A 23,630-nucleotide genomic window follows, 5' to 3' on the forward strand; every position below is an offset into this window, starting at 1 on the left:
GGCCGTGCACCCTCGATCTGGGCCGGCCGTCCTGGCGGGCCCTGATCCGCGAGGCGCACGTCAGGCAGACCCAGGCCCGCGCCGAGCAGTCCGGGCAGTCCGGGCAGTCCGGGCAGTCCGGGCAGGGCCGCAGGACGAAGTGCTCCCCCGACCGGGCCTCCCGCACCAGCCACGATCGGCCGCCCAGGCGGCGCACCGGCTCCAGGCCGTCCTCCGGCGGGAGCCGCGGAGGCGTGCCCTCGATCCGCGTGCCGGGGAGGGGGCCCGCCCCGTCGTCCCGGACGGCCGCGGTGAGCCGCGCCCGGGCGGAGACTGACGGGGCCCGGGAGGGCTCGTGGTGGCCGCCGTGCGCGGCGGGGCGCTGCTCCATGCCCCCAGCATGCCCGCCCGTCGCCCCGGGCCGTGGGCGCCGTCCACAGCCCCCGCCCGGCGCGCGTTGTCCCCGCCGCGCGATAGGCTGGGGACATGTCCATCTGCTTCGAACGGCTCGGCTTCGACCCGCACCTCGTCGACTACCGCTCGGCGCTCGAGCTGCAGAAGAACGTGCACCGGGAGGTCGTCGCGGGCGAGCGGGACAACACCGTGCTGCTGCTGGAGCACCCCCCGGTCTACACGGCTGGACGGCGCGCCGAGCCCCACGAGTACCCCACCGACGGGACCGAGGTCGTGGAGATCGGACGCGGGGGCAAGCTCACCTACCACGGCCCGGGGATGCTCGTGGGCTATCCCGTCGTCCGGCTGACCACGCCCATCGACGTCGTGCGCTTCGTGCGCCTGCTCGAGGAGATCATCATCGCTGTCGCCGCGGACCTCGGGGTGGAGGCCACCACCGTGGCGGGACGCTCCGGGGCCTGGGTGCTCGCGGACGAGCACGGGCCGGACCGCAAGATCGCCGCCATCGGCGTGCAGGTCTCCAAGCGGGTCACCATGCACGGCTTCGCCCTGAACTGCTCCAACGACCTGCGGCCGTTCGGCAGGATCATCCCCTGCGGCATCACGGACGCCTCCGTCACGAGCCTCTCGCAGGAGACGGGCCGGCTCGTGACCCCGGAGACGGTGGTCGCGCGCGTGGAGCAGGAAATATCCGCCCGCCGGGACGAGTTGTGCGAACAGTTCGTCCCGTCAGGGACCCCGGGTCCGCTGCCCTGGCCCACCGCCGTCAGCTGACCTGCGCCGCCCCCGGGACCGCCGGGACCGTGAGCGCACCACCGTCGACATCTCGACAAGGAGACCGACCATGACCGTTGCCCCCGAGGGCCGCCGCCTGCTGCGCGTCGAGGCGCGCAACGCCGAGACGCCGATCGAGAAGAAGCCGTCCTGGCTGAAGAACACCGCACGGATGGGCCCCGAGTTCCAGGAGCTGAAGTCGCTGGCCCGCGGCAAGGGCCTGCACACCGTGTGCGAGGAGGCGGGCTGTCCCAACATCTACGAGTGCTGGGAGGACCGGGAGGCCACGTTCCTGATCGGCGGATCCAAGTGCACCCGCCGCTGCGACTTCTGCGACATCGCCACTGGCAAGCCGGACCTGCTGGACGTCACCGAGCCCCGCAAGGTGGCCGAGTCCGTCAAGGAGCTGGGCCTGCGCTACGCGACCGTGACGGGCGTGGCCCGTGACGACCTCGACGACGGCGGCGCCTGGCTCTACGCGGAGACCATCCGCGCGATCCACACGCTGAACCCGAACACCGGTGTGGAGATCCTGATCCCCGACTTCCAGGGCAAGCCGGACCGGCTGCAGCAGGTCATCGACGCCGCGCCGGAGGTCTTCGCGCACAACGTCGAGACGGTCCCGCGCATCTTCCGCCAGATCCGGCCCGCGTTCACCTACGAGCGCTCCCTGGACGTCATCACCCAGGGCAAGGACGCCGGGATGATCACCAAGTCCAACCTCATCCTCGGCATGGGCGAGACGAACCAGGAGATCTACGAGGCGCTGTGCGACCTCAACGACGCCGGGTGCGACATCATCACGCTCACCCAGTACCTGCGCCCTTCCCCGCTGTTCCACCCGATCGACCGGTGGGTCAAGCCCGAGGAGTTCGTGGAGCTCTCCGAGATGGCCGAGGAGATCGGCTTCCTGGGCGTCATGGCCGGCCCCATGGTCCGCTCCTCCTACCGCGCCGGCCGGCTGTGGGCCCGCGCCATGGAGAAGTCGGGCCGGGCGATCCCGGAGCACCTGGCGCACATCGAGGACACCGGCAGCGCCTCCCAGGAGGCCTCCTCGCTCGTCCAGCGACTCCGCTGAGGTCCGGCGGGGCGCGGCCCCGCCCACCCGCTAAACTGGAGGACGGACCACGGCCGGGCGCCCTGACGCCCTGACGCCGCGGGTCCCCCGGAACACCGCCACCGCACCACAGGACGAGGTCTCACCGTGTCACCTTCCCACGCCAAGTCGCGCCCCGCGTCGCGATCCACCTCCCCCGGGAAGCCGGCGGGCAAGCCGGCCGGGAAGCCCACCCGGGCGCAGAAGCGCGAGGCGAAGAAGCAGCGGAAGGCGACCAAGGGGCCCGGCTTCCTCGGCCAGATCAAGCAGGTCTTCAAGATGACCCGCGAGGTCGAGCCCAACATCGGCTGGTGGATGCTGCTGATCGGCCTCGGGGTGCTGCTGGTCTTCCTGCTCATCGGCGCGCTCCTCGGCAACTGGATCACCGGGCTGCTCATCGGCCTGCCGTTCGCCCTGCTGGCCGCCTCCTTCTACCTGTCCCGGCGGGCCGAGCGCGCCGCGTTCGCCCGGATCGAGGACCAGCCCGGGGCCGCCGGCGCCGCGCTGTCCGCGCTGCGCCGCGGCTGGATCGTGGAGGACCAGCCGGCCGCCATGGACCCGCGCACCCGCGACCTCATCTTCCGGGCCATCGGCCGGCCCGGGGTGGTCCTCGTGACCGAGGGCCCCGCGGGGCGGGTCGACAAGCTCGTCGCCAAGGAGCGCCGCCGGATCGGCCCCGTGATCCAGAACGTGCCGATCCACGTCATCAAGACCGGCAAGGGCGAGGGGCAGGTCCCGCTGCGGGAGCTGTCCAAGCGGATGAAGAAGCTCGACAAGAAGCTCACCCAGCAGGAGGTGCAGACCGTGCACAAGCGGATCAGCACCCTGGGCAACCGCCTGCCGATCCCCAAGGGCGTGGACCCGATGCGCGCCCGCCCGGACCGCCGGGCCATGCGCGGCCGCTGAGCCGCAGGCCCCGCGACACGCATCACGACACGCACGGAGCCCCCCGCCTTCCTCGGAAGGTGGGGGGCTCCGTCGTCGTGGTGCCGGGTGCCGCGCCCGGCGCTGCGCTCAGCGCGTGCGGACGAGGATCGTCTCCGCCGCCCGGTCGTGCAGGCCGCGCTGGTCCGGGTCGAACACGACCGCCGGGATCACGAGGCACAGCAGGAGGGCGCGGACAGCGGCGCGGGCGAACCCTGCCGGCCGCCCCGCCAGCGCCTGCACCTGGAGGCCCAGGAGCAGGTGCCCGGGGGTGTGGCCGGTCGCGCCGACCAGCAGCACGTTGAGCACGAACAGGAACGCCAGGGTCATCAGGCCCTGCTCGTTCCACTGGGGCACGAGCCACTCGGCGAGGCCCCAGCACAGGAACCAGTCCACCACCAGGGCCACGATCCGCCGCCCCACGCGTCCCACGGAGCCCGGCCCCTGCTCCGGTCGCCCGAGGCGCTGCCCCGGGTACTGCTGCCGGCCGGTCCCCGGTCCCTCGAGCCACGAGCCCACGTCACGTCTGTCGATCATCCCCTCAGGGTATCGGGGCGGGACTCCCCTAGACTGACGGGAGACCGTGGCTCCCCGGAGGTCCTCCGCGTAACACCGAGGAAACACCCGGGACACGGGGCCTTAATGCCCGGTCCGTAGCGTTGTCCCCGGAAACGGACGCCGCACGAGCATTCCCGGCACGGCGGTCCAGCCCACCTAACAAGGAGAACAGCACATGTTCCAGACACCCGAGGAAGTCCTCACGTTCATCAAGGACGAGGAGATCGTCTTCGTCGACGTCCGGTTCACGGACATGCCCGGCGTGCAGCAGCACTTCAACCTCCCCGCCAAGTCCGTGGACGACGACTTCTTCGAGCACGGGCAGCTGTTCGACGGCTCCTCCATCCGGGGCTTCCAGGGCATCGCCGAGTCCGACATGCAGCTCATCCCGGACCCGACGTCGGCCTTCGTGGACCCGTTCCGCGTCGAGAAGACCCTCGTGGTCACCTGCTCGATCGTGAACCCCCGCACCGGGGAGCCCTACCACCGCGACCCCCGCGGCGTCGCCGAGCGCGCCGAGGCGTACATGGCGTCGACCGGCATCGCGGACGTCGCCAACTTCGCCTCCGAGGCCGAGTTCTTCATCTTCGAGGACGTCCGCTACGACATCCAGCCCCAGGGATCCTTCTACGCCATCGACTCCGACGAGGCCGCCTGGAACACCGGGCGCAAGGAGGAGGGCGGCAACCTGGGCAACAAGACCGCCACCAAGGGCGGCTACTTCCCGGTCTCCCCGGTCGACAAGCAGGCCGACCTGCGCGACGCGATGTGCGTGGCCCTGGACGAGGTGGGCCTCGAGGTCGAGCGCTCCCACCACGAGGTGGGCGCTCCCGGCCAGGCCGAGATCAACTACAAGTTCAGCACGCTCACACGGGCGGCCGACGACCTGCAGAAGTTCAAGTACGTCATCAAGAACACCGCGGACGCCTTCGGCAAGTCGGCCACGTTCATGCCCAAGCCCGTCTACAACGACAACGGCTCCGGGATGCACTGCCACCAGTCCCTGTGGAAGGGCAGCGAGCCGCTGTTCTACGACGAGAAGGGCTACGCGGGCCTGTCCGACATCGCGCGTTGGTACATCGGCGGCCTCCTGGAGCACTCCTCGGCCGTGCTGGCCTTCACCAACCCGACGGTGAACTCCTACCGTCGCCTGGTCAAGGGCTTCGAGGCGCCGGTCAACATGGTGTACTCGCAGGGCAACCGCTCCGCCGGCATCCGCATCCCGATCACGGGCACCAACCCGAAGGCCAAGCGCCTCGAGTTCCGCGCCCCGGACCCCTCGTGCAACCCGTACCTGGCGTTCGCCGCCCAGCTGATGGCGGGCCTCGACGGCATCCGCAACCGCATCGAGCCGGCCGACCCGATCGACAAGGACCTCTACGAGCTGCCCGCCGAGGAGGCCAAGGACATCAAGAAGGCCCCGGCCTCGCTCGAGGAGGCGCTGCTGGCCCTCGAGGCGGACCACGAGTTCCTGCTCGCCGGTGACGTCTTCACCGAGGACACCATCCAGTCCTGGATCGAGTACAAGCGCGAGTTCGAGCTCAAGCCGCTGTCCGTGGTCCCGCACCCGCTGGAGTTCTCGATGTACTACGGCGTCTGATCCGCACGGATCGGCCACCGCACCGGGAAGGCCCCGGACCCCACGAAGAGGTCCGGGGCCTTTCCCATGCCGCCGGCAGTCCGACGACGACGCCGTCGGTAGCCGCCGACGATGGCCGCCGTCAGTGGCCGTAGAAGAGCCGCTCGAACACGGCGCGGGCCTTGCGGGTGGTGCGCAGGTAGTCCTCCTCGAGCCGGCCGGCGCCACCGTGGGGGTACCCGCACCAGCGGGCCACCGCCTCGAGGTCGGCCCGCTTGGCGGGCAGGGCGTCGGAGCGGCGCCCGGTCCGCAGGACGTTGCCGTTGCGCACGGCCGTGGCCAGCCGCCACGCGGCGGACAGGGCCAGGGCGTCCTCGGCGGTCACGAGACCGGCCTCCTCGGCGGCGTGCAGGGCCCGCAGGGTGCTCGTGGTCCGCAGCCCCTGGACGCGGTGCCCGTGCTGGAGCTGCAGCGTCTGGACGAGCCACTCGACGTCCGAGAGCCCGCCGCGGCCCAGCTTCAGGTGCCGGGCCGGGTCCGCGCCGCGCGGCATCCGCTCGTTCTCCACGCGGGCCTTCATCCGCCGGATCTCTAGCAGCTGGCGCTCCGTGAACTCCGCCGGGTAGCGCAGCGGGTCCACGACCCGCCGGAACGCGTCGGCCAGCTCGTCGCTGCCGGCCAGGGGCAGCGCCCGGGTGAGCGCCTGGAACTCCCAGGTCTGCGCCCACCGGGCGTAGTACTCGGCGTAGGACTCGACGGAGCGCACCATGGGCCCCTGCTTGCCCTCGGGGCGCAGGTCGTTGTCGATCTCCAGCACGCGCTCCGCCACGATGGGCGGCGTGCAGGGCGCCTTGAGCAGCTGCACCATCCGCTGCAACAGGGTCTCGGCCTGCTCCCGGGCCGCGGCGGGGTCCGCGTCCCCCACCGGGGCGTAGACGTACATGACGTCGGCGTCGGAGCCGTAGCCGATCTCCCGCCCGCCCTGCCGGCCCATCGCGACGACGAGGACGTCGGCGAGCCGGCCGGCGCGGTCGTAGACCTCCCGCTCGGCCACGTGCAGGGCGCCCAGGACGCAGACCCGGTCGATGTCGGACAGCGCCGCCACGACCTGCTCGACGTCGAGCAGCCCGGAGGTGTCCGCGAGCGCCACGCGCAGCTCCTCGCGGCGGCGGATGAGGCGGATCATCCGCACGGCCTCCCCGGGGTCGGGGTGGCGGGCCATCTGGGCGCGGATCTCGCTCCACAGCGTCTCGAAGGACACCGGGCACAGCTCGTCGTCCTGGCCGAGCCAGGCGGTCGCCTCCGGAGAGTTCTCCAGCAGGTCGGTGACGTACCGGGAGCTGGAGAGGATCTGGCACAGGCGTTCGGCGGCGGCGTTCGAGTCGCGGAGCAGGCGCAGGAACCATGGGGTGGTCCCGAGGGACTCGGAGAGCCGCCGGAAGCCCAGCAGCCCGGCGTCGGCGTCGACGCCGTCGGCCAGCCAGGCCAGGAGCACGGGCAGCAGGGTGCGCAGGATCTCGGCCCGCCGGCTGACGCCGCGGGTGAGCGCCTCGATGTGGCGCACGGCGGCCTTCGGGTCCCGGTAGCCGAGCGCGGCGAGCCGGTCCCGCACCGACTCCGCCGAGAGCTGGGTGTCGGTCTCGGGCAGGTGGGCGAGCGCGGCCAGCAGCGGCCGGTAGAAGATCCGCTCGTGCATCCCCCGGACGCTGCGCTTGACCTTGCGCCACTCCTCGAGCAGCGAGTCGCCGGAGGGGCGGGCGGTGTCCGCGGCGCCGCGCAGGGAGCGGGCGATGACCGTGAGCTCCTGCTCGCCCCGCGGCATGAGGTGGGTGCGGCGCAGCCGGAACAGCTGGATGCGGTGCTCCAGGAGGCGCAGCCAGCGGTAGTGGGCGGAGAACTGCTCGCTGTCCCGGCGGCCGATGTACCCGCCCTCGGAGAGCGCGGCCAGGGACTCGGTCGTGGCCTGGGTCCGGACCCGCTCGTCCGTGCGCCCGTGCACCAGCTGGAGGAGCTGGACGGTGAACTCGACGTCGCGCAGCCCGCCGGGGCCCAGCTTGATCTGGCGCTCGCCCTCGGCGGCCGGGATGTTGTCGGTGACCCGCCGGCGCATGGCCTGCACGGACTCGACGAAGCCCTCGCGCCCGGAGCTGCGCCACACGAAAGGCTCGATGGCCTTGCGGTAGGCCGCCCCGAGCTCCGGGTCCCCGGCCACGGGCCGGGCCTTGAGCAGGGCCTGGAACTCCCAGGACTCGGCCCACCGCTCGTAGTAGCGCACGTGCGAGTCCAGGGTGCGCACGAGCGGCCCGTCCTTGCCCTCGGGCCGGAGGTTGGCGTCCACCTCCCACAGCGGGGGCTCCGCGCCGCGGGCCATGAGCGCCCGGGCGGTGCCCGTGGCGAGGGCCGTGGCGATGACGGTGGCCTCCGCCCCGTCCAGGGGCTCCGCGCCGTCCGGGTCCTCGACGGCCATGACGTGGACGACGTCGACGTCGGAGATGTAGTTGAGCTCCCGGGCGCCGCACTTGCCCATCCCGATCACGGCGAGCCGCACCCGGTCGACGGTCTCGGGGGCCCAGGTCCCCGCCGCCTCCGCCCGGGAGACGGCGAGCGCCCCCTCGAGGGCCGCGGCGGCCAGGTCGGCGAGCTGGCGGCCCACCGCGGGCATGTGGTCGGCGGGGTAGAGGGCCCCGACGTCCCGGATCGCGATGCGCGTCAGCTCCCGCCGGTAGGCCGCGCGCAGGGCGCTGCAGGCGGCGTCACCGGTCCCGGAGGCCACCGGGGTCCGCGCGGCGGGGTCCGCGCCGACCGCCGTCAGCAGCGCGTCGCGGAACTGCTCGCCGGGGATCTCCGCCGGCTCGGCGGCGGCGGGCTCCGCGAGCAGGTCCAGGTGCTCGGGGCGCCGGAGCAGGAACTCCCCGAGCGCCTCGGAGGAGCCCAGGAGCCGGAACATGGCCTCGGAGGCCTCCGGGCCGGCGTTGATCCGCTCGGCGAGCTCCGGGGAGCCCTCGAGGAGCCGGACGGTGAGCCGCAGGGCGACATCGGGCGAGGCCGCCAGGGCCAGACCCTCCAGCAGCCGGTCGAGGTCGACCTCGGCGAGCTCCGGGAAGCCGAGCCAGCGCTGGGCGTTGCCCGTGTCCGCGAAGCCGACCTTGATGAGACGGCCGGACGGGACGGTGCCCGCCGGGGCTGCGGACTGGGGAGGGTGTGTCATGGGACGGTCCGTCCGGGGTCAGAGGATGCCGAGGTTGTTCTTGAGCTCGAAGTGCGTGACGACCCGGCGGTAGTCGTTCCAGTCGCGGCGCTTGTTGCGCAGGAAGTAGTCGTAGACCTGCTCCCCGAGCAGCTCGGCCATGAACTCCGACTCCTCGGTCTCCCGGATGGCGTCGTACAGGCTCGAGGGCAGCGGGTTGTGGCCGAGGGCGCGGCGCTCCGCGGAGCTCATCGCCGCGACGTCGTCCAGCTCCACGGGCGGGAGCTCGTACTCGTTCTCGATGCCCCGCAGACCCGCGGCCAGCAGCGCGGCGTAGGAGAGGTAGGGGTTCGTGGCGGAGTCGATGCCGCGGTACTCGATGCGCGCGGCCTGCACCTTGTCCGGCTTGGACAGGGGCACCCGCACGAGCGCGGAGCGGTTGTTGTGGCCCCAGGACTGGTAGGAGGGGGCCTCTCCCCCGCCCCACAGCCGCTTGTAGGAGTTGACGAACTGGTTGGTCACCGACGTGAACTCGGGGGCGTGACGCAGGATGCCGGCGATGAAGTGCCCGGCCGTGCGGGAGAGGCGGAACTCGGACCCGGCCTCGAAGAAGGCGTTGGTGTCCCCCTCGAAGAGCGAGAAGTGGGTGTGCATGCCGGAGCCGGGGTGCTCGGTGAACGGCTTGGGCATGAAGGTCGCGTACAGCCCCTGCGAGAGCGCGACCTCCTTGATGACCGTGCGGAACGTCATGATGTTGTCGGCCGTCTGCAGGGCGTCGGCGTAGCGCAGGTCGATCTCGTTCTGCCCGGGGCCGGCCTCGTGGTGGGAGAACTCGACGGAGATCCCGACGGCCTCCAGCATGTTCACGGCCTTGCGCCGGAAGTCCTGCACCACGCCGCCCGGCACGTGGTCGAAGTACCCCTCGTGGTCCACGGGCGTGGGCCGGCCCTCGGCGTCGAGGTCCGCGGACTTCAGCAGGTAGAACTCGATCTCCGGCGCCGTGTAGCAGGTGAAGCCCATGTCCGAGGCCTTCTCCAGGACCCGCTTGAGCACCCCGCGCGGGTCCGAGGAGGAGGGCTCGCCGTCCGGGGTGAGGATGTTGCAGAACATCCGGGCGGTGGGCTCCGTCTCGCTGCGCCAGGGCAGGATCTGGAACGTGGACGGGTCCGGCTGCAGGAGCATGTCCGCCTCGGAGACCCGCGACAGGCCCTCGATGGAGGAGCCGTCGAAGCCGAGCCCCTCCTCGAAGGCCGCCTCGACCTCGGCGGGGGCCAGGGCCACCGACTTGAGGCTCCCGACGACGTCCGTGAACCACATGCGCACGAAGCGCACGTCGCGCTCCTCGATGGTCCTGAGGACGAACTCCTGCTGACGGTCCATGGTTGTCTTCCTCGTCTTCCTGCCCGGGAGTGCTGTGCCGCCCGGGCACGCCTGCTGTCCCGCCCACTCTAACGCGCTGTCCCGCCGCGCCCGCCGGACCGGACGGCGCGGACGGGCGCGCCCGATAGGGTGGGGCCATGACCCAGGAGACACCCCGTCCGGCACCGGGCGCGCTGGACGTGCGCCGGGTGCGCACGCACCACCTGCGCGAGGCCAAGCGCCGTGACGAGAAGTTCACGATGCTCACGTGCTACGACGCCCTGACGGCGGCGATCTTCGACGCGGCCGGCGTCGACTCGCTGCTGGTCGGGGACTCCGCGGGCAACAACGTCCTGGGCCACTCCAGCACCCTGCCCGTCACCGTGGACGAGCTGCTGCCGATGTGCCGTGCCGTGTCCGGCGCCGTCGAGCGCGCGTTCGTGGTGGTGGACCTGCCCTTCGGCTCCTACGAGGCCTCCCCCGAGCAGGCGGTGGCCACCGCGGTGCGCTTCCTCAAGGAGGGCGGCGCGCACGCGGTGAAGCTCGAGGGCGGGGCGTGGTTCGCCCCCCACGTCCGGGCCATGGTCCAGGCCGGGGTGCCCGTCGTGGCCCACATCGGCTTCACCCCGCAGAGCGAGCACGCCCTGGGCGGGTACCGGGTGCAGGGGCGCGGCGACGCCGCGCGCACGCTCGTGGAGGACGCCCGCGCCCTCGAGGCCGCCGGGGCCTTCTGCCTGGTGATGGAGATGGTCCCGGTGGAGGCCGCCGCGGCCGTGGACGCCGCCCTGGAGATCCCGACCGTGGGCATCGGGGCCGGGCCCGCGACCACCGGCCAGGTGCTCGTGTGGCAGGACATGCTGGGGCTGCGCCGGGGCCGGATGCCGCGCTTCGTCCGGCAGTACGCGGACCTGCACGGGGTGGTCTCCGACGCCGTGGGCCGCTACGTCGAGGACGTGCGCTCGGGGGCCTTCCCGGCCCCGGAGCACGGCTTCTGAGCCGCCGCGCCCGGCGCACCGTTCCGGGGCGCCCCGGCCCTCGGGGTGCTGCGCCCGCGGCGGATCAGCCCTCCTCGAAGGCGCGGTCCTCCTCGTCCCACTGCCGGGTGCGCTCCGCGGCGAGCTTCAGCGCGTTCTGCGCCTCCTCGCGCGTGGCGTAGGGCCCGAGCAGCTTGCGGTAGTCCGACTGCGGGCCCTCCTCGACCTGGTGGGTGTAGGTGTTGAACCAGTACTCGGCCATGACCTCTCCTCTCGACGGCCGCCGGGCCCCGGTGACCGGACCGGCCCCGTGCCCGGCGCGCTAGGGTAGATCCTAGGCCCGGACCGGCCCGGACGGGGCCGGCCCACCCGATCCAGGAGGTCCAGACCCCCGTGCCCACGCACAACCTCACCGCTCCCGCCCCCGGCGGCACCGCCCCCGTCGGCGCCCTCGCCCCCGGCGCCGTGACCCCCGGCCGGCCCGTGCCGGCGTCCATCCCCCGCCCCGAGTACGTGGGCCGGGCGGAGCCGGACGAGGGCCGCGGCGGCAACGTCTACACCCCGGACGAGATCGAGCTCATCCGCGCGGCGGGCCGGATCGCGGCGCGCGCCCTGCAGGAGGCCGGCCGGGCCGCCGTGCCGGGCACGACCACGGACGAGCTCGACCGGATCGCCCACGAGTACCTGTGCGACCACGGGGCCTACCCCTCCTGCCTGGGGTACCGGGGCTTCCCCAAGTCCATCTGCACGTCCCTCAACGAGGTGATCTGCCACGGCATCCCCGACTCCACGGTGCTGGAGGAGGGCGACATCATCAACCTGGACGTCACGGCCTACAAGGACGGCTTCCACGGCGACACCAACCGGATGTTCCTGGTGGGCGAGGTCGACGAGCAGTCCCGCCTGCTGGTCGAGCGCACCGAGGAGGCCCTGAACCGGGCCGTCAAGGCCGTCCGCCCGGGCCGGGAGATCAATGTCATCGGCCGCGTCATCGAGAAGTACGCCCGGCGCTTCGACTACGGCGTGGTGCGGGACTTCACCGGCCACGGGGTGGGCCGGGAGTTCCACTCCGGGCTGATCGTCCCCCACTACGACGCCGCGCCGTCCTACTCCACCCCGATGGTCCCGGGCATGGTCTTCACGATCGAGCCCATGCTGACCCTGGGCACGATCCAGTGGGAGCAGTGGGACGACGACTGGACCGTGACCACGCGCGACCGGCGGCGCAGCGCGCAGTTCGAGCACACCATGGCCGTCACCGAGGACGGGGCGGACGTCCTCACCCTTCCGTAGGCCCTGCCGTAGACTGCCCACTGATCATCCGACCACGGCCCCACGAGAGGACCGCCCCATGACCACACCAGACCGCGACGTCGCCGCCGTCCCGAACCGCCGCGTCATCGGCATCGACTTCGGCGGCACCGGGACCAAGGGCGGGATCGTGGACCTCGACACGGGCGAGCTCGTCGGCGAGCGCTTCCGGATCGCCACGCCCCGCCCGGCCACCCCCGAGAAGGTCGCGGAGGTGATGCAGCAGATCGTCGCGGAGCTGCAGTCCCGTCCCGAGGCTCCCGCTCCCGACTCGCCCGTGGGCATCGTCTTCCCGGCGATCATCAAGGAGGGCGTGGCCCTGTCCGCGGCGAACATCGACAAGTCCTGGATCGGCACGGACGTCGACGGCCTCATGACCGAACGGCTCGGCCGTCCGGTCGAGGCCCTCAACGACGCCGACGCCGCGGGGCTGGCCGAGGCCGTCTACGGCGCCGGACGGGGCGTCAAGGGTCTGGTCATCGTGATCACCCTGGGCACCGGGATCGGCTCCGCCCTGATCCTCAACGGCAAGCTCGTCCCGAACGCCGAGCTGGGGCACCTGGAGATCGACGGCCACGACGCCGAGACGAAGGCGTCCGCCGCCGCGCGCGAGCGCGAGGACATGCCGTGGAAGAAGTGGGCGACCACCCGCCTGCAGCGCTACTTCAGCCACGTGGAGTTCCTGTTCTCGCCCAACCTGTTCGTGGTCGGCGGCGGGGTGTCGAAGAAGGCGGAGAAGTTCCTCCCCTTCATCGAGCTGCGCACGCCCGTGAAGGTCGCCGAGCTCCGCAACAACGCCGGGATCGTGGGCGCCGCCCTGTGGGCCGGCATCCCGCACGCGCCCGAGAGCTGAGCCCGGTCCGACGACGACGCCCGGTCACCTCCGCGAGGAGGTGACCGGGCGTCGTCGTGACCGGGCGGGAACGATCCGGCCGGGGGCAGAAAAAAACCCGCCGGGGGCCGCGGCTTCCCCTCCGCAGCCCCCGGCGGGAGCTTGTTGTGGACCCCACTCTACGGTCCTCATCCGGCCTGCGGCAAGGGACACGCCGGGACGTGGCGGCCGGAGCCGGTGCACCGCACGGGCGGGTCGTCAGAGCAGCCTCGGCTGAGACACGCCCTCGAGGCCCTTGCCCCGCGGCCGCCGGCCGCTGCGCTTCCGGGCGGCGCCGATGGGCTCCACGGTGGCGGGGATGGTCTGCTGCCCGGTCTGCTCGGCCTGCTGCCGGCGCAGGAGGTCGATCGCCTCCTCGAAGTCCCCCAGGCCGTCGAAGGCCTGGTAGACGCTGGCGAAGCGCAGGTACGCCACGACGTCCAGCCGGCGGAGCGGGGCCAGGATCGCGAGCCCCACCTCGTGCGCCTCGATCTCCGCGGCGCCCAGCGCCCGGATCGTCTCCTCGACCTCCTGGGCGAGCATCGCGAGGTCGTCCTCGCTCACCGGCCGCCCCTGGCAGGCCTTGCGCACCCCGTTGACGATCTTCTGCCGGTCGAAGGGCTCGGTGACGCCCGAGCGCTTGATGACCGAGATGGTCGTGGTCTCGAGCGTGGTGAAGCGCCGGCCGCACTCGGAGCACTGGCGGCGGCGGCGGATCGCCGTCCCGTCGTCCGTGGTGCGGCTGTCGACGACGCGGGAGTCGGTGTGACGGCAGAACGGGCAGTGCACGGTCGGATCAGCTCCCGGTGCGGATCGTGATGGCCCGGCCGTGCGCGGGCAGGTCCTCGGAGCGCGCGACGGCCACGATGTCCTCCCCGATCACGGCGAGCGCGTCCTGGGTGTACTCGACGATCTGCACCGCCTTCATGAAGGCGGTGGTGGACAGGCCCTGGGCGTGCACCGCCGTCCCGCCCGTGGGCAGCACGTGGTTCGAGCCCGCCGCGTAGTCGCCGAGCGGGACGGGGCTGTAGGGCCCCAGGAAGATCGCCCCCGCGTTGCGCACCCGGGCGGCCACCTCCTGCGGGTCGGCGGTGTGGATCTCGAGGTGCTCGGCGGCGTAGGCGTCGGCCACGGCGATCGAGGAGTCGAGGTCGTCGGTGAGCACGATCCCGGACTGCGGCCCGGACAGGGCGGTGGTGATCCGCTCCCGGTGCTTCGCCTCGGGGACCTGGACGGCGAGCTCCGCGGCGACCCGCTCGGCGAGCTCGGGCGAGTGGGTGATCAGCACCGCGCCGGCGGCGGGGTCGTGCTCGGCCTGGGAGATGAGGTCGGCGGCCACGTAGGCCGGCACGGCGGTGTCGTCGGCCAGCACGGCGATCTCGGTGGTCCCCGCCTCGGCGTCCACGCCGACCACGGAGCGGAGCAGGCGCTTGGCGGTGGCGACGTAGACGTTGCCCGGACCGGTCACGGTGTCGACCGGCTCGAGGACGTCGTCGCCGTCCGTGACCCCGTGGGCCATGGCGGCCAGCGACTGGGCGCCGCCGATGGCCCAGACCTCGTCCACCCCGAGCAGCCCCGCGGCCGCGAGGATCGTGGGGTGCGGCAGGCCCCCGAACTCCTTCTGCGGCGGGCTGCACAGCACCACGGAGCCGACCCCGGCCGCCTGGGCCGGGACGACGTTCATGACCACGGACGAGGGGTAGACGGCCAGCCCGCCGGGCACGTAGAGCCCCGCCCGGCGCAGGGGCGTCCACCGGTGCACGAGCACGGCGCCGGGCGCGACCTCGACGCGGGCGTCGGCCGGGCGCTGCGCCTGCGCGAAGGCCCGGGTGCGCTCGATGGCGGTCTCCAGGCCCCGGCGCACGGCCGGGTCCAGCTCGTCGACCGCCCGCCGGATCTCCGCCGGGTCGACGCGCAGCCGGTCCTGGGCCACGCCGTCGAAGCGCTGCGCGTAGCGGCGCAGGGCGACGGCGCCCTCGGTGCGGACCGCGGCGATGATCTCCTCCACGGCCTGCTGCGCCGAGGCGAGCGACGTGGAGCTCTGCCGGGGCACTGCCGCCCGCAGCTCGGACCAGGACAGGTGCCGGCCGCGCAGGTCGATCGTTCGCAGGACGGGAGTCGTGGTCGTCTCAGCAGTAGTCACGCTCTCCATGGTATTCCACCGCGGCGCCCGGCCGGGTGCCGGGCCTTGCGCTCAGCCGCCCGGTGGGCTACACCTCCAGGCAGGTCGGGCCGAGCAGCACCTTGAGGTCCCCGAACAGCGCCGGTGAGGGGTTCACCCGCAGATCGGGGCCCAGACGCAGGACCTGCACCTTCTGGCGGGTCTCGAGGTGGATGCGCACCTCGGAGTCCCCGCGGTGGTTGCGCAGCACCGCGCCGATCTCCTTGACCGTCTCCTCCGTGGCGCGGAACTCGGGCAGGGCGATCAGCACGGGGCCGCTGTGCCCGTCCGCCGAGAGCTCCGGCACGGTGAGCTCCTGCGCGGAGATCGTCACCGACCCGTCGTCCCGGCGCTGCAGCCGGCCCTTGATCACGCAGATGAGGTCCTCCGCGAGCACGCCCGCGATAGGGGCGTAGGCCTTGCCGAAGAACATGATCTCGATCGAACCCGTCCGGTCCTCCAGCTCCACCCGCGCGTAGGCGTTGCCCGAGGTCTTGGCGATCCGCCGGGACAGGGAGGTGATCATGCCCGCCACGGTCACCACGGCGCCGTCGGGCCGGCCGTCCTCGCCGAGCAGCGGCTGGATCGAGGTGTCGGCGTACTGCCCGAGCGCCTCGTCGAGGCCGCGCAGCGGGTGGTCGGAGACGTACAGGCCGAGCATCTCGCGCTCGAAGGCCAGCAGGTCCTTGCGCTCCCACTCGGGCACGTCCGGCACCGCGACGGTCAGCGACGTCGAGGGGTCCTCGTCGTCCAGCCCCATGCCCCCGAAGAGGTCGAACTGCCCGGCCGCCTCCTGGCGCTTGACGGCGACCGTGGCGTCCACGGCCTCCTCGTGGCAGAGCACGAGTCCGCGCCGGGTGTGGCCCAGCCGGTCGAAGGCGCCCGCCTTGACCAGGGACTCGATAGTGCGCTTGTTGCACACCACGGCGGGGACCTTCGCGAGGAAGTCGTTGAAGGAGGTGAAGGCGCCGTGCTCCTCCCGGGCCTCGACCATCGCGCTGACCACGTTGGCGCCCACGTTGCGCACCGCGCCCATCCCGAAGCGGATGTCGGTGCCCACCGGGGTGAAGTTCAGCGCGGACTCGTTGACGTCCGGGGGCAGCACGGTGATGCCCATCCGGCGGCACTCGGTGAGGTACAGGGCGAGCTTGTCCTTGTCGTCGCCCACCGAGGTGAGCAGCGCGGCCATGTACTCGGCCGGGTAGTGCGCCTTGAGATAGGCCGTCCAGTAGGAGACGAGGCCGTAGGCGGCGGAGTGGGCCTTGTTGAACGCGTAGTCCGAGAAGGGCAGGAGGATGTCCCACAGGGCCTTGATCGCGGCCTCGGAGTAGCCGCGCTCCACCATGCCGCCGTGGAAGCCCTCGTACTGCTTGTCCAGCTCCGACTTCTTCTTCTTGCCCATGGCGCGGCGGAGGATGTCCGCCTGGCCGAGCGTGAACCCCGCGACCTTCTGGGCGATCGCCATGACCTGCTCCTGGTAGACGATCAGGCCGTAGGTCGTGTTGAGGATCTCCGCGAGCGGCTCCTCGAGCTCGGGGTGGATCGGGGTGATCTCCTGCTGGCCGGTCTTGCGCAGCGCGTAGTTCGTGTGCGAGTTCGCGCCCATGGGACCCGGGCGGTACAGGGCGATGACCGCGGAGATGTCCTCGAAGTTGTCGGGGCGCATGAGCTTGAGCAGCTGGCGCATGGGCCCGCCGTCGAGCTGGAACACCCCGAGGGTGTCGCCGCGGGCCAGCAGCTCGTAGGACTCGGCGTCGTCGAGCAGGAGGTTCTCCAGGTCGAGGACGAACCCGTCCTGGTTCAGCGTGATGTTCTCGATCGCGTCGGAGATGATCGTGAGGTTGCGCAGCCCCAGGAAGTCCATCTTGATCAGCCCGAGCCCCTCGGAGGTGGGGTAGTCGAACTGGGTGATGACCTGCCCGTCCTGCTCGCGGCGCATGATCGGGATGATGTCGATCAGCGGGTCCGAGGACATGATGACGCCCGCCGCGTGCACCCCCCACTGCCGCTTGAGCCCCTCGAGGCCCTCGGCGGTGTCGAAGATCTTCTTCGCCTCCGGGTCCTGGGCGAGGATCTCGCGCAGCTCGTCGGCCTCCCCGTAGCGCTTGGCGCTCTCGTCGTAGACGTCCTTGAGGGAGATGCCCTTGCCCATGACGTCCGGCGGCATGGCCTTGGTGAGCTTCTCCCCCATCGAGAAGGGGTAGCCGAGCACGCGCGAGGAGTCCTTGAGCGCCTGCTTGGCCTTGATGGTGCCGTAGGTGACGATCATGGCCACGCGCTCGTCGCCGTACTTCTCGGTGACGTAGTGGATCACCTCGGAGCGGCGGCGGTCGTCGAAGTCGACGTCGAAGTCGGGCATGGAGACGCGGTCCGGGTTGAGGAAGCGCTCGAAGATCAGGCCGTGCTCCAGCGGGTTCAGCTCGGTGATGCGCATGGCGTACGCGACCATCGAGCCGGCCCCGGAGCCGCGGCCCGGGCCCACCCGGATCCCGTTGTTCTTGGCCCAGTTGATGAAGTCGGCCACCACCAGGAAGTACCCGGGGAAGCCCATCTGCAGGATGATGCCCTTCTCGTAGTCCGCCTGCCGCTGCACGTCCTCGGGGATCCCGCCGGGGAAGCGGTGGTGCAGGCCCCGCTGCACCTCCTCGACGAACCAGGACTCCTCGTCGTGGCCCTCGGGGGTCGGGAAGCGGGGCATGTAGTTCGCGGAGGTGTCGAACTCGACGTTGCACCGCTCCGCGATCTCCAGGGTGTTGTCGCACGCCTCGGGGAAGTCCCGGAACAGCTCCCGCATCTCCGCCGGGGACTTCAGGTAGAACTCGTCGGCGTCGAACTTGAACCGCTTCGGGTCCGCCAGCGTCGAGCCGGACTGCACGCACAGCAGGGCGGCGTGGGACTTCGCGTCCTCGGCGTGGGTGTAGTGCAGGTCGTTGGTGGCCACGAGCGGCAGCTGCAGGTCCTTGGCGAGCTTGAGCAGGTCGCCGGTGACCCGCTTCTCGATCCCCAGGCCGTGGTCCATGAGCTCGCAGTAGTAGTTCTCGGCGCCGAAGATGTCGCGGAACTCCGCCGCGGCCTGCCGCGCCTCCTGGTACTGGCCCAGGCGCAGGCGGGTCTGCACCTCGCCGGAGGGGCAGCCGGTGGTGGCGATGAGGCCCTTGCCGTAGGTGTTCAGCAGCTCGCGGTCCATGCGCGGCTTGTACAGCTGGCCCTCCAGGGACGCTAGGGACGAGGCGCGGAACAGGTTCTGCATGCCCTGGGTGGTCTCCGCGAGCAGCGTCATGTGCGTGTAGGCGCCGCCGCCCGAGACGTCGTCCCGGCCGCCGTCGGCGAACTTCACGCGGGTGCGGTCGGAGCGGGCGGTGCCCGGCGTCAGGTAGGCCTCCACGCCGATGATGGGCTTGATCCCCGCGTTGCGGGCCTTGTTCCAGAAGTCGAAGGCCCCGAAGACGAAGCCGTGGTCGGTCGTCGCCAGGGAGGACATCCCCAGTTCGTGGCAGGCCTCGAAGAGGTCGTCGAGGCGTGCCGCACCGTCGAGCATCGAGTACTCGGTGTGCACGTGGAGGTGGGTGAAGCTGTTCTTGCCGGTCGCCGTCGTCACCCGACCAGTGTAGTGGTCCGCACCGACCGCTCCGCCCCGCCGGGGCCGTCCCGCGGCGGCCGGCTCCCCCGGCCGGGGCCGCTCCGCCGGGTCAGGCGGGACCGCCGTCGCGCAGCGTCTCGAGGGCGAAGGAGAGGTCCGGCGGGTACGGGCTCTCGTACTCGACGGGCTCCCCCGTACCGGGGTGCTCGAAGCCCAGGCGCTTGGCGTGCAGCCACTGCCGGGTGAGCCCGAGGCCGGCCGACAGCGCGGGGTCCGCGCCGTAGGTGAGGTCCCCGCAGCACGGGTGGCGCAGCGCGGAGAAGTGCACGCGGATCTGGTGGGTGCGGCCGGTCTCCAGGTGCACCTCCACGAGCGCCGCCCGGCCGAAGGCCTCCAGGACCTCGTAGTGGGTGATCGACGCGCGGCCGCCGTCGACCACGGCGAAGCGCCAGTCGTAGCCGGGGTGGCGCCCGATCGGCGCGTCGATCGTCCCGCGCAGCGGGTCCGGGAGGCCCTGCACCACCGTGTGGTAGACCTTCGTGACCGTCCGGTCCTTGAAGGCGCGCTTGAGCGCGGTGTACGCGCGCTCGGTGCGGGCCACGACCATCAGCCCGGACGTGCCGACGTCGAGCCGGTGCACCACACCGGCCCGTTCGGGGGCGCCGGAGGTGCTCACGGTGACGCCCGCGCCCGCCAGGGCCCCGACCACGGTCGGTCCCTTCCAGCCCGGCGAGGGGTGCGCGGCGACGCCGGGCGGCTTGTCGATCACCACGATGTCGTCGTCCAGGTGCACCACGCGGAAGTCCTCGACCAGCTGGGGCACGATCCGGGCCGGGTCCTCGGGGACGGGCACGTGCACGGTGAGGGTCTGCGAGGCCTCGACCCGGAAGGACTTGGCGACGGGCCGGTCGCGGTGCAGCACGCGGCCCTCGGCGCAGAGCACGGCGGCCGCGGAGCGGGAGAGCCCGGTGAGGGCGGCCACGGCGGCGTCCGCGCGCTGGCCCTCGAGCTCGGGCGGCACGGTGAAGCGCTCCTGCACGTGCTCCTCGGGCTCAGCCACGGGTGCCCTCCTCCTCCGGCGAGGCCTCGACCCGCTGCGCGTCCGGGGCGCCCGCGCCCGTGCGGGTGCCGTCGAGCTCCCGGCCGAGCAGCGTCAGGAGCACCACGAGACAGACCCCCACGACCACCCCGCAGTCGGCGATGTTGAAGATCGCGAAGCGCGGCACGGCGATGAAGTCCACCACGTGGCCCATCCCCGAGCCGGGCTCCCGCAGGAGCCGGTCGGTCAGGTTGCCGAGGGCGCCGCCGAGGACGAGCCCCAGGGCCAGGGCCCACGCGGCCGAGCGGACGCGGCGGAGGGTGAGCACGATGAGGACGGAGACGACCACCATGACCAGGGTGAAGACCCAGGTGATGTTCTCCCCCAGGGAGAACGCGGCGCCGGGGTTGCGGATGAACTGCCACCACAGCAGTCCCTCGACCACCGGCGTCCGCTGGCCGAGCTCCATGGTCGCGACGACCCACCACTTGGTGAGCTGGTCCGCGGCGTACACCAGCAGCGCGGCGGCCGCGGCGAGGAGGAGGACGCCCCGCGGGGTCCGGCGGTCGGGTGCTCCGGCGGGGACTTCGGGGGACTCGCTCATGCTCTCCTCGGGTGGCGGGGCGGGGATCGGGCCCACCCCGGGGTGGCGGGGTGGCGGGGCGGGGCGGCGGGGACGTCGGCCCCGTTCCATGGTGCCACGTCCGCCCGGGAGCCATCCGCCCCGGGAGCGCCCCGCCAGGGGCGGACGACGACGGAGGGACCGGCACGAGGCCGGTCCCTCCGCGGGGTGCGCGTCGCGGTGCGGCGGCTAGGCCTGCTCGGACCGGACCGGGGCGGCGGCGCCGTCCGCGGCCGGTGCGGGCTCGAGGGACGGGGTGGTGTCCAGGTCCTGCAGCTGGTCCTGGATGTACGCCTTGAGGTTGGTGCGGTAGTCCTGCTCGAAGGCGCGCAGCCCCGAGACGCGGGCCTGCAGCTCGGCCTGCTCCTCCTGGAGGGCCGTGAGGGTCTCCTCGCGCGTGCGCTGGGCGTCCGTGACGAGCTCCTCGGCCCGCTCGCGGGCCTCGCCGACGATCCGGTCCCGCTCGGCGGTGCCCTCGGCGACGTACTCGTCGTGCAGCTTCTGGGCCATCGCCAGGACTCCGGCCGCGGACTGCGCCGCGCCGGAGGTGGGCGCGGTCTCCGCGGGGACGGTCTCGGCGGCTCCGGTGCCGGCCGCGGCGGGCGAGGTCAGCTCCACCGCCTCCTGCGGCGCGCCGCCGGCGACCGGGGCGGGGGCCTCGACGGTCTCCCCAGCGGTCTCTCCGGCGGTGTCCTCGGCGACCGGCAGGCCGGGCTCGGAGACGGGCGACGGCGCGGAGTCCTTGGGCGCGACGGGCTGCCCGGCGGCCTCGAGCTGCTGCTTGAGGTCGGTGTTCTCCTGGTTCAGGCGGCGCAGCTCCACGACGATCTCGTCGAGGAAGTCGTCGACCTCGTCCTGGTCGTAGCCCTCCCGGAACTTGGTGGGCTGGAACCGCTTGTTGATGACGTCTTCGGGCGTCAGAGCCATGGGTGCATTCCTTCGTGGGCGGAGCGCGGGCACGGCCCGCGGCGGGGGATCCGTCCGACCGGGGCCGGGGCGGCGCGGTGGCCGGCGCCCGGTGGTCGTGCGGTTACAGCGTACAGGCCGGTCCCCGGCGGGCCGGGTCGGACCGGCACAGGATCAGACCAGCACTGCGTCAGACCAGCATCGAGCCGATGATGCCCTGGACGATGCTGACGGCGAAGATGAGGATGAGGAACCCGAGGTCCAGCGACACCCCGCCGAAGCGCAGGGGCGGCACGATCCGCCGGAGCCACCGCATCGGCGGATCGGTGACGGTGTACACGGCGGAGGCCCCGACGAGGGCGGCTCCCCGGGGCCGCCAGTTGCGGGCGAACATCTGCACCCAGTCGAGCACGAGGCGCGCAAGCAGCGCGACGTACACGAGGTGCAGTGCCAGGTACAGCACGGAGAGCAACAGGTCCATCGGTCCGCCTCAGTCCTCCTGGTGGTCGTCGGTCTCGTCCTCGCCGCCGGCGGGGTGCCCGACGACCTCCACGTAGGACGGGGTGAGCAGGAAGACCTTGCCGGTCACCCGTTCGATGGAGCCGTGCAGGGCGAAGACCAGGCCGGCGGAGAAGTCCACCAGGCGCTTGGCCTCGGCGTCGCCCATGTCGCTGACGTTCATGATGACGGGCGTGCCCTCGCGGAAGGCCTCGCCGATGGACTTCGCGTCGTTGTAGGAGCGGGGGTGGACCGTGGTGATCGTGCGCAAGGTCGAGCTGTCCTCTCGAGAGCTGGAGGGGGCGCGTTTGATGGGGGTGACCGGCGCCCGGTACTCGGCCGACCGGCGCGGCACGGCCACTGCGGTGGACTCGTGGGCGCGGGCCTCGCGCGGCTCCTCGCGGACCGCGGCGGTGGGCTGGTGCTCCTGGCGGGACGGCGTCGGCTCGTCGTAGTCCTCGTCCGTCTCGGCGAGGCCGAGATAGATCATGGTGCGGCGCAACGCTCCGGCCATGGTGCTCTCCTTGACTGTCTGTGCGGATATCGGCGGTGGGGGGAGTTCCGGGATCCTCGGACCGCCCTGCGCCCGTGGTGCTGCCCGGAACGCGGTACGGCCCTGGCCCCGCGGGGCCGTCCTCCAAGCTATCCTACGGGCGCCCGGGGCCCGAGGATATCGGAGCCGACGCGCACGTGCGTGGCTCCCCGGGCGACCGCCTCCTCGAGGTCCTGGCTCATCCCCGCGGACACCGCCGTGGCCTCCGGGAGGGACCGCCGCAGCCGCTGCGAGAGCTCCAGGAGGCGGTCGAAGGCGGGCCCCGGGGGTGCCCCCATCGGGGCGACAGCCATGAGGCCCCCGGCCCGCAGCCCCTCGGTGCCGGCGATCTGCTCGGCGAGCCCGACGACGTCCTCGGGGCGGGCGCCGCCGCGGCGCTCCTCCGCGTCCAGGGACACCTGGACGAGGCACGTCAGGTCCTGCTCGGCGCACGGCCCGGGGGCCGCGTCCCCGGCCGCCACGGCCTCCCGGTGCCGCTGCACCGCCTTGCCGAGGGCCGTGACCAGGGAGGCCCGGTCCACGGAGTGCACCCACCCCGCGTAGCGCACCACCGACTTCGCCTTGTTGGACTGGAGCTGGCCCACGAAGTGCCAGGTGAGGGGTCCGTCCACGAGCCCGGCCACCTCCCGCGCCTTGGCGGCGGCCTCCTGGTCCCGGTTCTCCCCCACGTCCCGGACGCCGAGCCGGTGCAGCCGGGCCACATCCGCGGCCGGGAAGAACTTCGTCACGGCGACCAGCACGGGCTCCTCGGCCGCCCCGCTCCCCCGCGCCGCGGCCGCGATCCGGGCACGCACCCGGTCGAGGGACCGGGCGAGCTCCAGGGTCCGCGGATCGTCGCCGCCGGGGGCGGCAGCCGGGTCGGCGCTCACGCGGCGTCCTCCCCGCGGGGACCCGAGCGCCAGACGAGGCCGACGATGCGGCCGGAGCCGGGGTCCCTGCGGTGCGAGGACAGCCGCTCGTTCTCGAGGGTGCAGGAGGGGCCGGCCCCCGACGGCTCGACGACGCCGACCCCGAGGGCGGTCAGCCGCTCCCGGGCCCCGGCGCGCAGGTCGAGGGCAGGGGTGCCCCAGGACGTCGTGGCGGCCACCGCGGGGATCCGCTCCGCGGACTCCTCGCGCATGGCGGCCGGCACTTCGTAGCAGCTGCCGCAGATCGAGGGGCCGAGCCAGGCCGACAGCCCGCTCGCGCCCCGGGCCCGCAGCTGCTCGACGGCGCGCTCGAGCACGCCCTCGAGCAGGCCGCGGC

22 protein-coding genes are annotated in these 23,630 nt (G+C 72.7%); 7 read left to right on the top strand and 15 right to left on the bottom strand.

Annotation, left to right across the window (positions count from 1 at the left end):
• Positions 1-370, bottom strand: a 370-nt coding sequence (locus CRM73_RS11515) for a hypothetical protein (protein WP_229587772.1), incomplete at its 3' end; no start/stop codon positions are given.
• Positions 371-465: 95 nt separating this feature from the next.
• Here CRM73_RS11515 and lipB point away from each other — a divergent pair.
• The 3 genes from lipB (at position 466) to CRM73_RS11530 (ending at position 3,169) form a co-directional block, all read left to right on the top strand.
• Positions 466-1,167 (top strand): lipoyl(octanoyl) transferase LipB, encoded by a 702-nt coding sequence (lipB, locus tag CRM73_RS11520; RefSeq protein WP_229587774.1) that lies wholly within the window; start codon positions 466-468, stop codon positions 1,165-1,167.
• 70 nt (positions 1,168-1,237) lie between these two features.
• Complete coding sequence (lipA, locus tag CRM73_RS11525; protein WP_017834152.1) at positions 1,238-2,245, top strand: lipoyl synthase; 1,008 nt, start codon at positions 1,238-1,240, stop codon at positions 2,243-2,245.
• Positions 2,246-2,371: 126 nt separating this feature from the next.
• A complete protein-coding gene (locus CRM73_RS11530; protein ID WP_095651557.1) occupies positions 2,372-3,169 on the top strand; it encodes a DUF4191 domain-containing protein in 798 nt (265 codons plus the stop codon).
• A gap of 108 nt (positions 3,170-3,277) precedes the next feature.
• On the opposite strand, the gene CRM73_RS11535 is transcribed toward CRM73_RS11530, so the two are convergent.
• The gene (locus tag CRM73_RS11535) at positions 3,278-3,724 is read right to left on the bottom strand and encodes an RDD family protein (protein WP_109243797.1); all 447 of its coding nucleotides are present in this window, start codon (positions 3,722-3,724) and stop codon (positions 3,278-3,280) included.
• 196 nt (positions 3,725-3,920) lie between these two features.
• On the opposite strand from CRM73_RS11535, the gene glnA (CRM73_RS11540) reads away from it, so the two are divergent.
• A complete protein-coding gene (glnA, locus tag CRM73_RS11540; protein ID WP_017834149.1) occupies positions 3,921-5,345 on the top strand; it encodes a type I glutamate--ammonia ligase in 1,425 nt (474 codons plus the stop codon).
• A 121-nt stretch (positions 5,346-5,466) separates the two neighbouring features.
• On the opposite strand, the gene CRM73_RS11545 is transcribed toward glnA (CRM73_RS11540), so the two are convergent.
• Together CRM73_RS11545 and glnA (CRM73_RS11550) are read right to left on the bottom strand one after the other, a co-directional pair.
• Positions 5,467-8,532, bottom strand: a complete 3,066-nt coding sequence (locus tag CRM73_RS11545) for a bifunctional [glutamine synthetase] adenylyltransferase/[glutamine synthetase]-adenylyl-L-tyrosine phosphorylase (protein ID WP_229587776.1) — start codon at positions 8,530-8,532, stop codon at positions 5,467-5,469.
• An 18-nt stretch (positions 8,533-8,550) separates the two neighbouring features.
• Complete coding sequence (gene glnA, locus CRM73_RS11550; RefSeq protein ID WP_017834147.1) at positions 8,551-9,891, bottom strand: type I glutamate--ammonia ligase; 1,341 nt, start codon at positions 9,889-9,891, stop codon at positions 8,551-8,553.
• Positions 9,892-10,028: 137 nt separating this feature from the next.
• Here glnA (CRM73_RS11550) and panB point away from each other — a divergent pair, with 137 nt between their 5' ends.
• Positions 10,029-10,865: a 3-methyl-2-oxobutanoate hydroxymethyltransferase gene (gene panB / locus CRM73_RS11555; RefSeq protein WP_126346381.1), complete on the top strand. Its 837-nt coding sequence runs from the start codon at positions 10,029-10,031 to the stop codon at positions 10,863-10,865.
• 64 nt (positions 10,866-10,929) lie between these two features.
• On the opposite strand, the gene CRM73_RS11560 is transcribed toward panB, so the two are convergent.
• Positions 10,930-11,106: an SPOR domain-containing protein gene (locus CRM73_RS11560; protein WP_017834145.1), complete on the bottom strand. Its 177-nt coding sequence runs from the start codon at positions 11,104-11,106 to the stop codon at positions 10,930-10,932.
• 131 nt (positions 11,107-11,237) lie between these two features.
• Between CRM73_RS11560 and map the strand changes: the two genes are divergently transcribed.
• Positions 11,238-12,137, top strand: coding sequence for a type I methionyl aminopeptidase (gene map / locus CRM73_RS11565; protein ID WP_017834144.1), 900 nt, complete (start codon positions 11,238-11,240; stop codon positions 12,135-12,137).
• 58 nt (positions 12,138-12,195) lie between these two features.
• Positions 12,196-13,008, top strand: a complete 813-nt coding sequence (gene ppgK, locus CRM73_RS11570) for a polyphosphate--glucose phosphotransferase (RefSeq protein ID WP_017834143.1) — start codon at positions 12,196-12,198, stop codon at positions 13,006-13,008.
• A gap of 237 nt (positions 13,009-13,245) precedes the next feature.
• Here ppgK and nrdR read toward each other — a convergent pair whose 3' ends face one another.
• The 10 genes from nrdR to CRM73_RS11620 form a co-directional block, all read right to left on the bottom strand.
• Positions 13,246-13,815, bottom strand: a complete 570-nt coding sequence (gene nrdR / locus CRM73_RS11575; protein ID WP_081994156.1) for a transcriptional regulator NrdR — start codon at positions 13,813-13,815, stop codon at positions 13,246-13,248.
• A gap of 7 nt (positions 13,816-13,822) precedes the next feature.
• A complete protein-coding gene (gene hisD / locus CRM73_RS11580; RefSeq protein WP_017833674.1) occupies positions 13,823-15,178 on the bottom strand; it encodes a histidinol dehydrogenase in 1,356 nt (451 codons plus the stop codon).
• A gap of 58 nt (positions 15,179-15,236) precedes the next feature.
• Positions 15,237-18,785 carry a DNA polymerase III subunit alpha gene (gene dnaE, locus CRM73_RS11585; RefSeq protein WP_017833675.1) on the bottom strand — a complete coding sequence of 1,183 codons (3,549 nt, stop codon included), beginning with the start codon at positions 18,783-18,785 and terminating at the stop codon, positions 15,237-15,239.
• Positions 18,786-18,876: 91 nt separating this feature from the next.
• Positions 18,877-19,827 (bottom strand): RluA family pseudouridine synthase, encoded by a 951-nt coding sequence (locus tag CRM73_RS11590; protein WP_017833676.1) that lies wholly within the window; start codon positions 19,825-19,827, stop codon positions 18,877-18,879.
• Positions 19,820-20,410: a signal peptidase II gene (lspA, locus tag CRM73_RS11595; protein WP_229587780.1), complete on the bottom strand. Its 591-nt coding sequence runs from the start codon at positions 20,408-20,410 to the stop codon at positions 19,820-19,822. The genes CRM73_RS11590 and lspA overlap by 8 nt, the downstream gene beginning before the upstream one ends.
• Before the next feature lie 207 nt (positions 20,411-20,617).
• Positions 20,618-21,355, bottom strand: a complete 738-nt coding sequence (locus CRM73_RS11600; protein WP_095651553.1) for a DivIVA domain-containing protein — start codon at positions 21,353-21,355, stop codon at positions 20,618-20,620.
• Between the two features lie 169 nt (positions 21,356-21,524).
• Positions 21,525-21,815: a YggT family protein gene (locus tag CRM73_RS11605; RefSeq protein WP_017833679.1), complete on the bottom strand. Its 291-nt coding sequence runs from the start codon at positions 21,813-21,815 to the stop codon at positions 21,525-21,527.
• 9 nt (positions 21,816-21,824) lie between these two features.
• Entirely contained in the window at positions 21,825-22,346 is a 522-nt protein-coding gene (locus tag CRM73_RS11610) for a cell division protein SepF (protein ID WP_017833680.1), read from the bottom strand.
• Positions 22,347-22,474: 128 nt separating this feature from the next.
• Positions 22,475-23,254, bottom strand: a complete 780-nt coding sequence (locus tag CRM73_RS11615) for a YggS family pyridoxal phosphate-dependent enzyme (RefSeq protein ID WP_126346383.1) — start codon at positions 23,252-23,254, stop codon at positions 22,475-22,477.
• Positions 23,251-23,630 (bottom strand): polyphenol oxidase family protein (locus CRM73_RS11620; RefSeq protein WP_229587782.1); only part of this gene is annotated, 380 nt, incomplete at its 5' end. The genes CRM73_RS11620 and CRM73_RS11615, both read right to left, overlap by 4 nt.

It is taken from the genome of Kocuria sp. CCUG 69068, assembly GCF_020833785.1.
Classification (GTDB): Bacteria; Actinomycetota; Actinomycetes; order Actinomycetales; family Micrococcaceae; genus Kocuria; species Kocuria rosea.

What these genes read in the sequence shown, in the direction of transcription:
- lipB (WP_229587774.1), top strand. Translation starts at nt 466, where the DNA reads ATGTCCATCTGCTTCGAACGGCTCGGCTTCGACCCGCACCTCGTCGAC.
- lipA (WP_017834152.1), top strand. Translation starts at nt 1,238, where the DNA reads ATGACCGTTGCCCCCGAGGGCCGCCGCCTGCTGCGCGTCGAGGCGCGC.
- CRM73_RS11535 (WP_109243797.1), bottom strand. Translation starts at nt 3,724, where the DNA reads ATGATCGACAGACGTGACGTGGGCTCGTGGCTCGAGGGACCGGGGACC.
- glnA (WP_017834149.1), top strand. Translation starts at nt 3,921, where the DNA reads ATGTTCCAGACACCCGAGGAAGTCCTCACGTTCATCAAGGACGAGGAG.
- CRM73_RS11545 (WP_229587776.1), bottom strand. Translation starts at nt 8,532, where the DNA reads ATGACACACCCTCCCCAGTCCGCAGCCCCGGCGGGCACCGTCCCGTCC.
- glnA (WP_017834147.1), bottom strand. Translation starts at nt 9,891, where the DNA reads ATGGACCGTCAGCAGGAGTTCGTCCTCAGGACCATCGAGGAGCGCGAC.
- panB (WP_126346381.1), top strand. Translation starts at nt 10,029, where the DNA reads ATGACCCAGGAGACACCCCGTCCGGCACCGGGCGCGCTGGACGTGCGC.
- CRM73_RS11560 (WP_017834145.1), bottom strand. Translation starts at nt 11,106, where the DNA reads ATGGCCGAGTACTGGTTCAACACCTACACCCACCAGGTCGAGGAGGGC.
- ppgK (WP_017834143.1), top strand. Translation starts at nt 12,196, where the DNA reads ATGACCACACCAGACCGCGACGTCGCCGCCGTCCCGAACCGCCGCGTC.
- hisD (WP_017833674.1), bottom strand. Translation starts at nt 15,178, where the DNA reads ATGGAGAGCGTGACTACTGCTGAGACGACCACGACTCCCGTCCTGCGA.
- lspA (WP_229587780.1), bottom strand. Translation starts at nt 20,410, where the DNA reads ATGAGCGAGTCCCCCGAAGTCCCCGCCGGAGCACCCGACCGCCGGACC.
- CRM73_RS11600 (WP_095651553.1), bottom strand. Translation starts at nt 21,355, where the DNA reads ATGGCTCTGACGCCCGAAGACGTCATCAACAAGCGGTTCCAGCCCACC.
- CRM73_RS11605 (WP_017833679.1), bottom strand. Translation starts at nt 21,815, where the DNA reads ATGGACCTGTTGCTCTCCGTGCTGTACCTGGCACTGCACCTCGTGTAC.
- CRM73_RS11610 (WP_017833680.1), bottom strand. Translation starts at nt 22,346, where the DNA reads ATGGCCGGAGCGTTGCGCCGCACCATGATCTATCTCGGCCTCGCCGAG.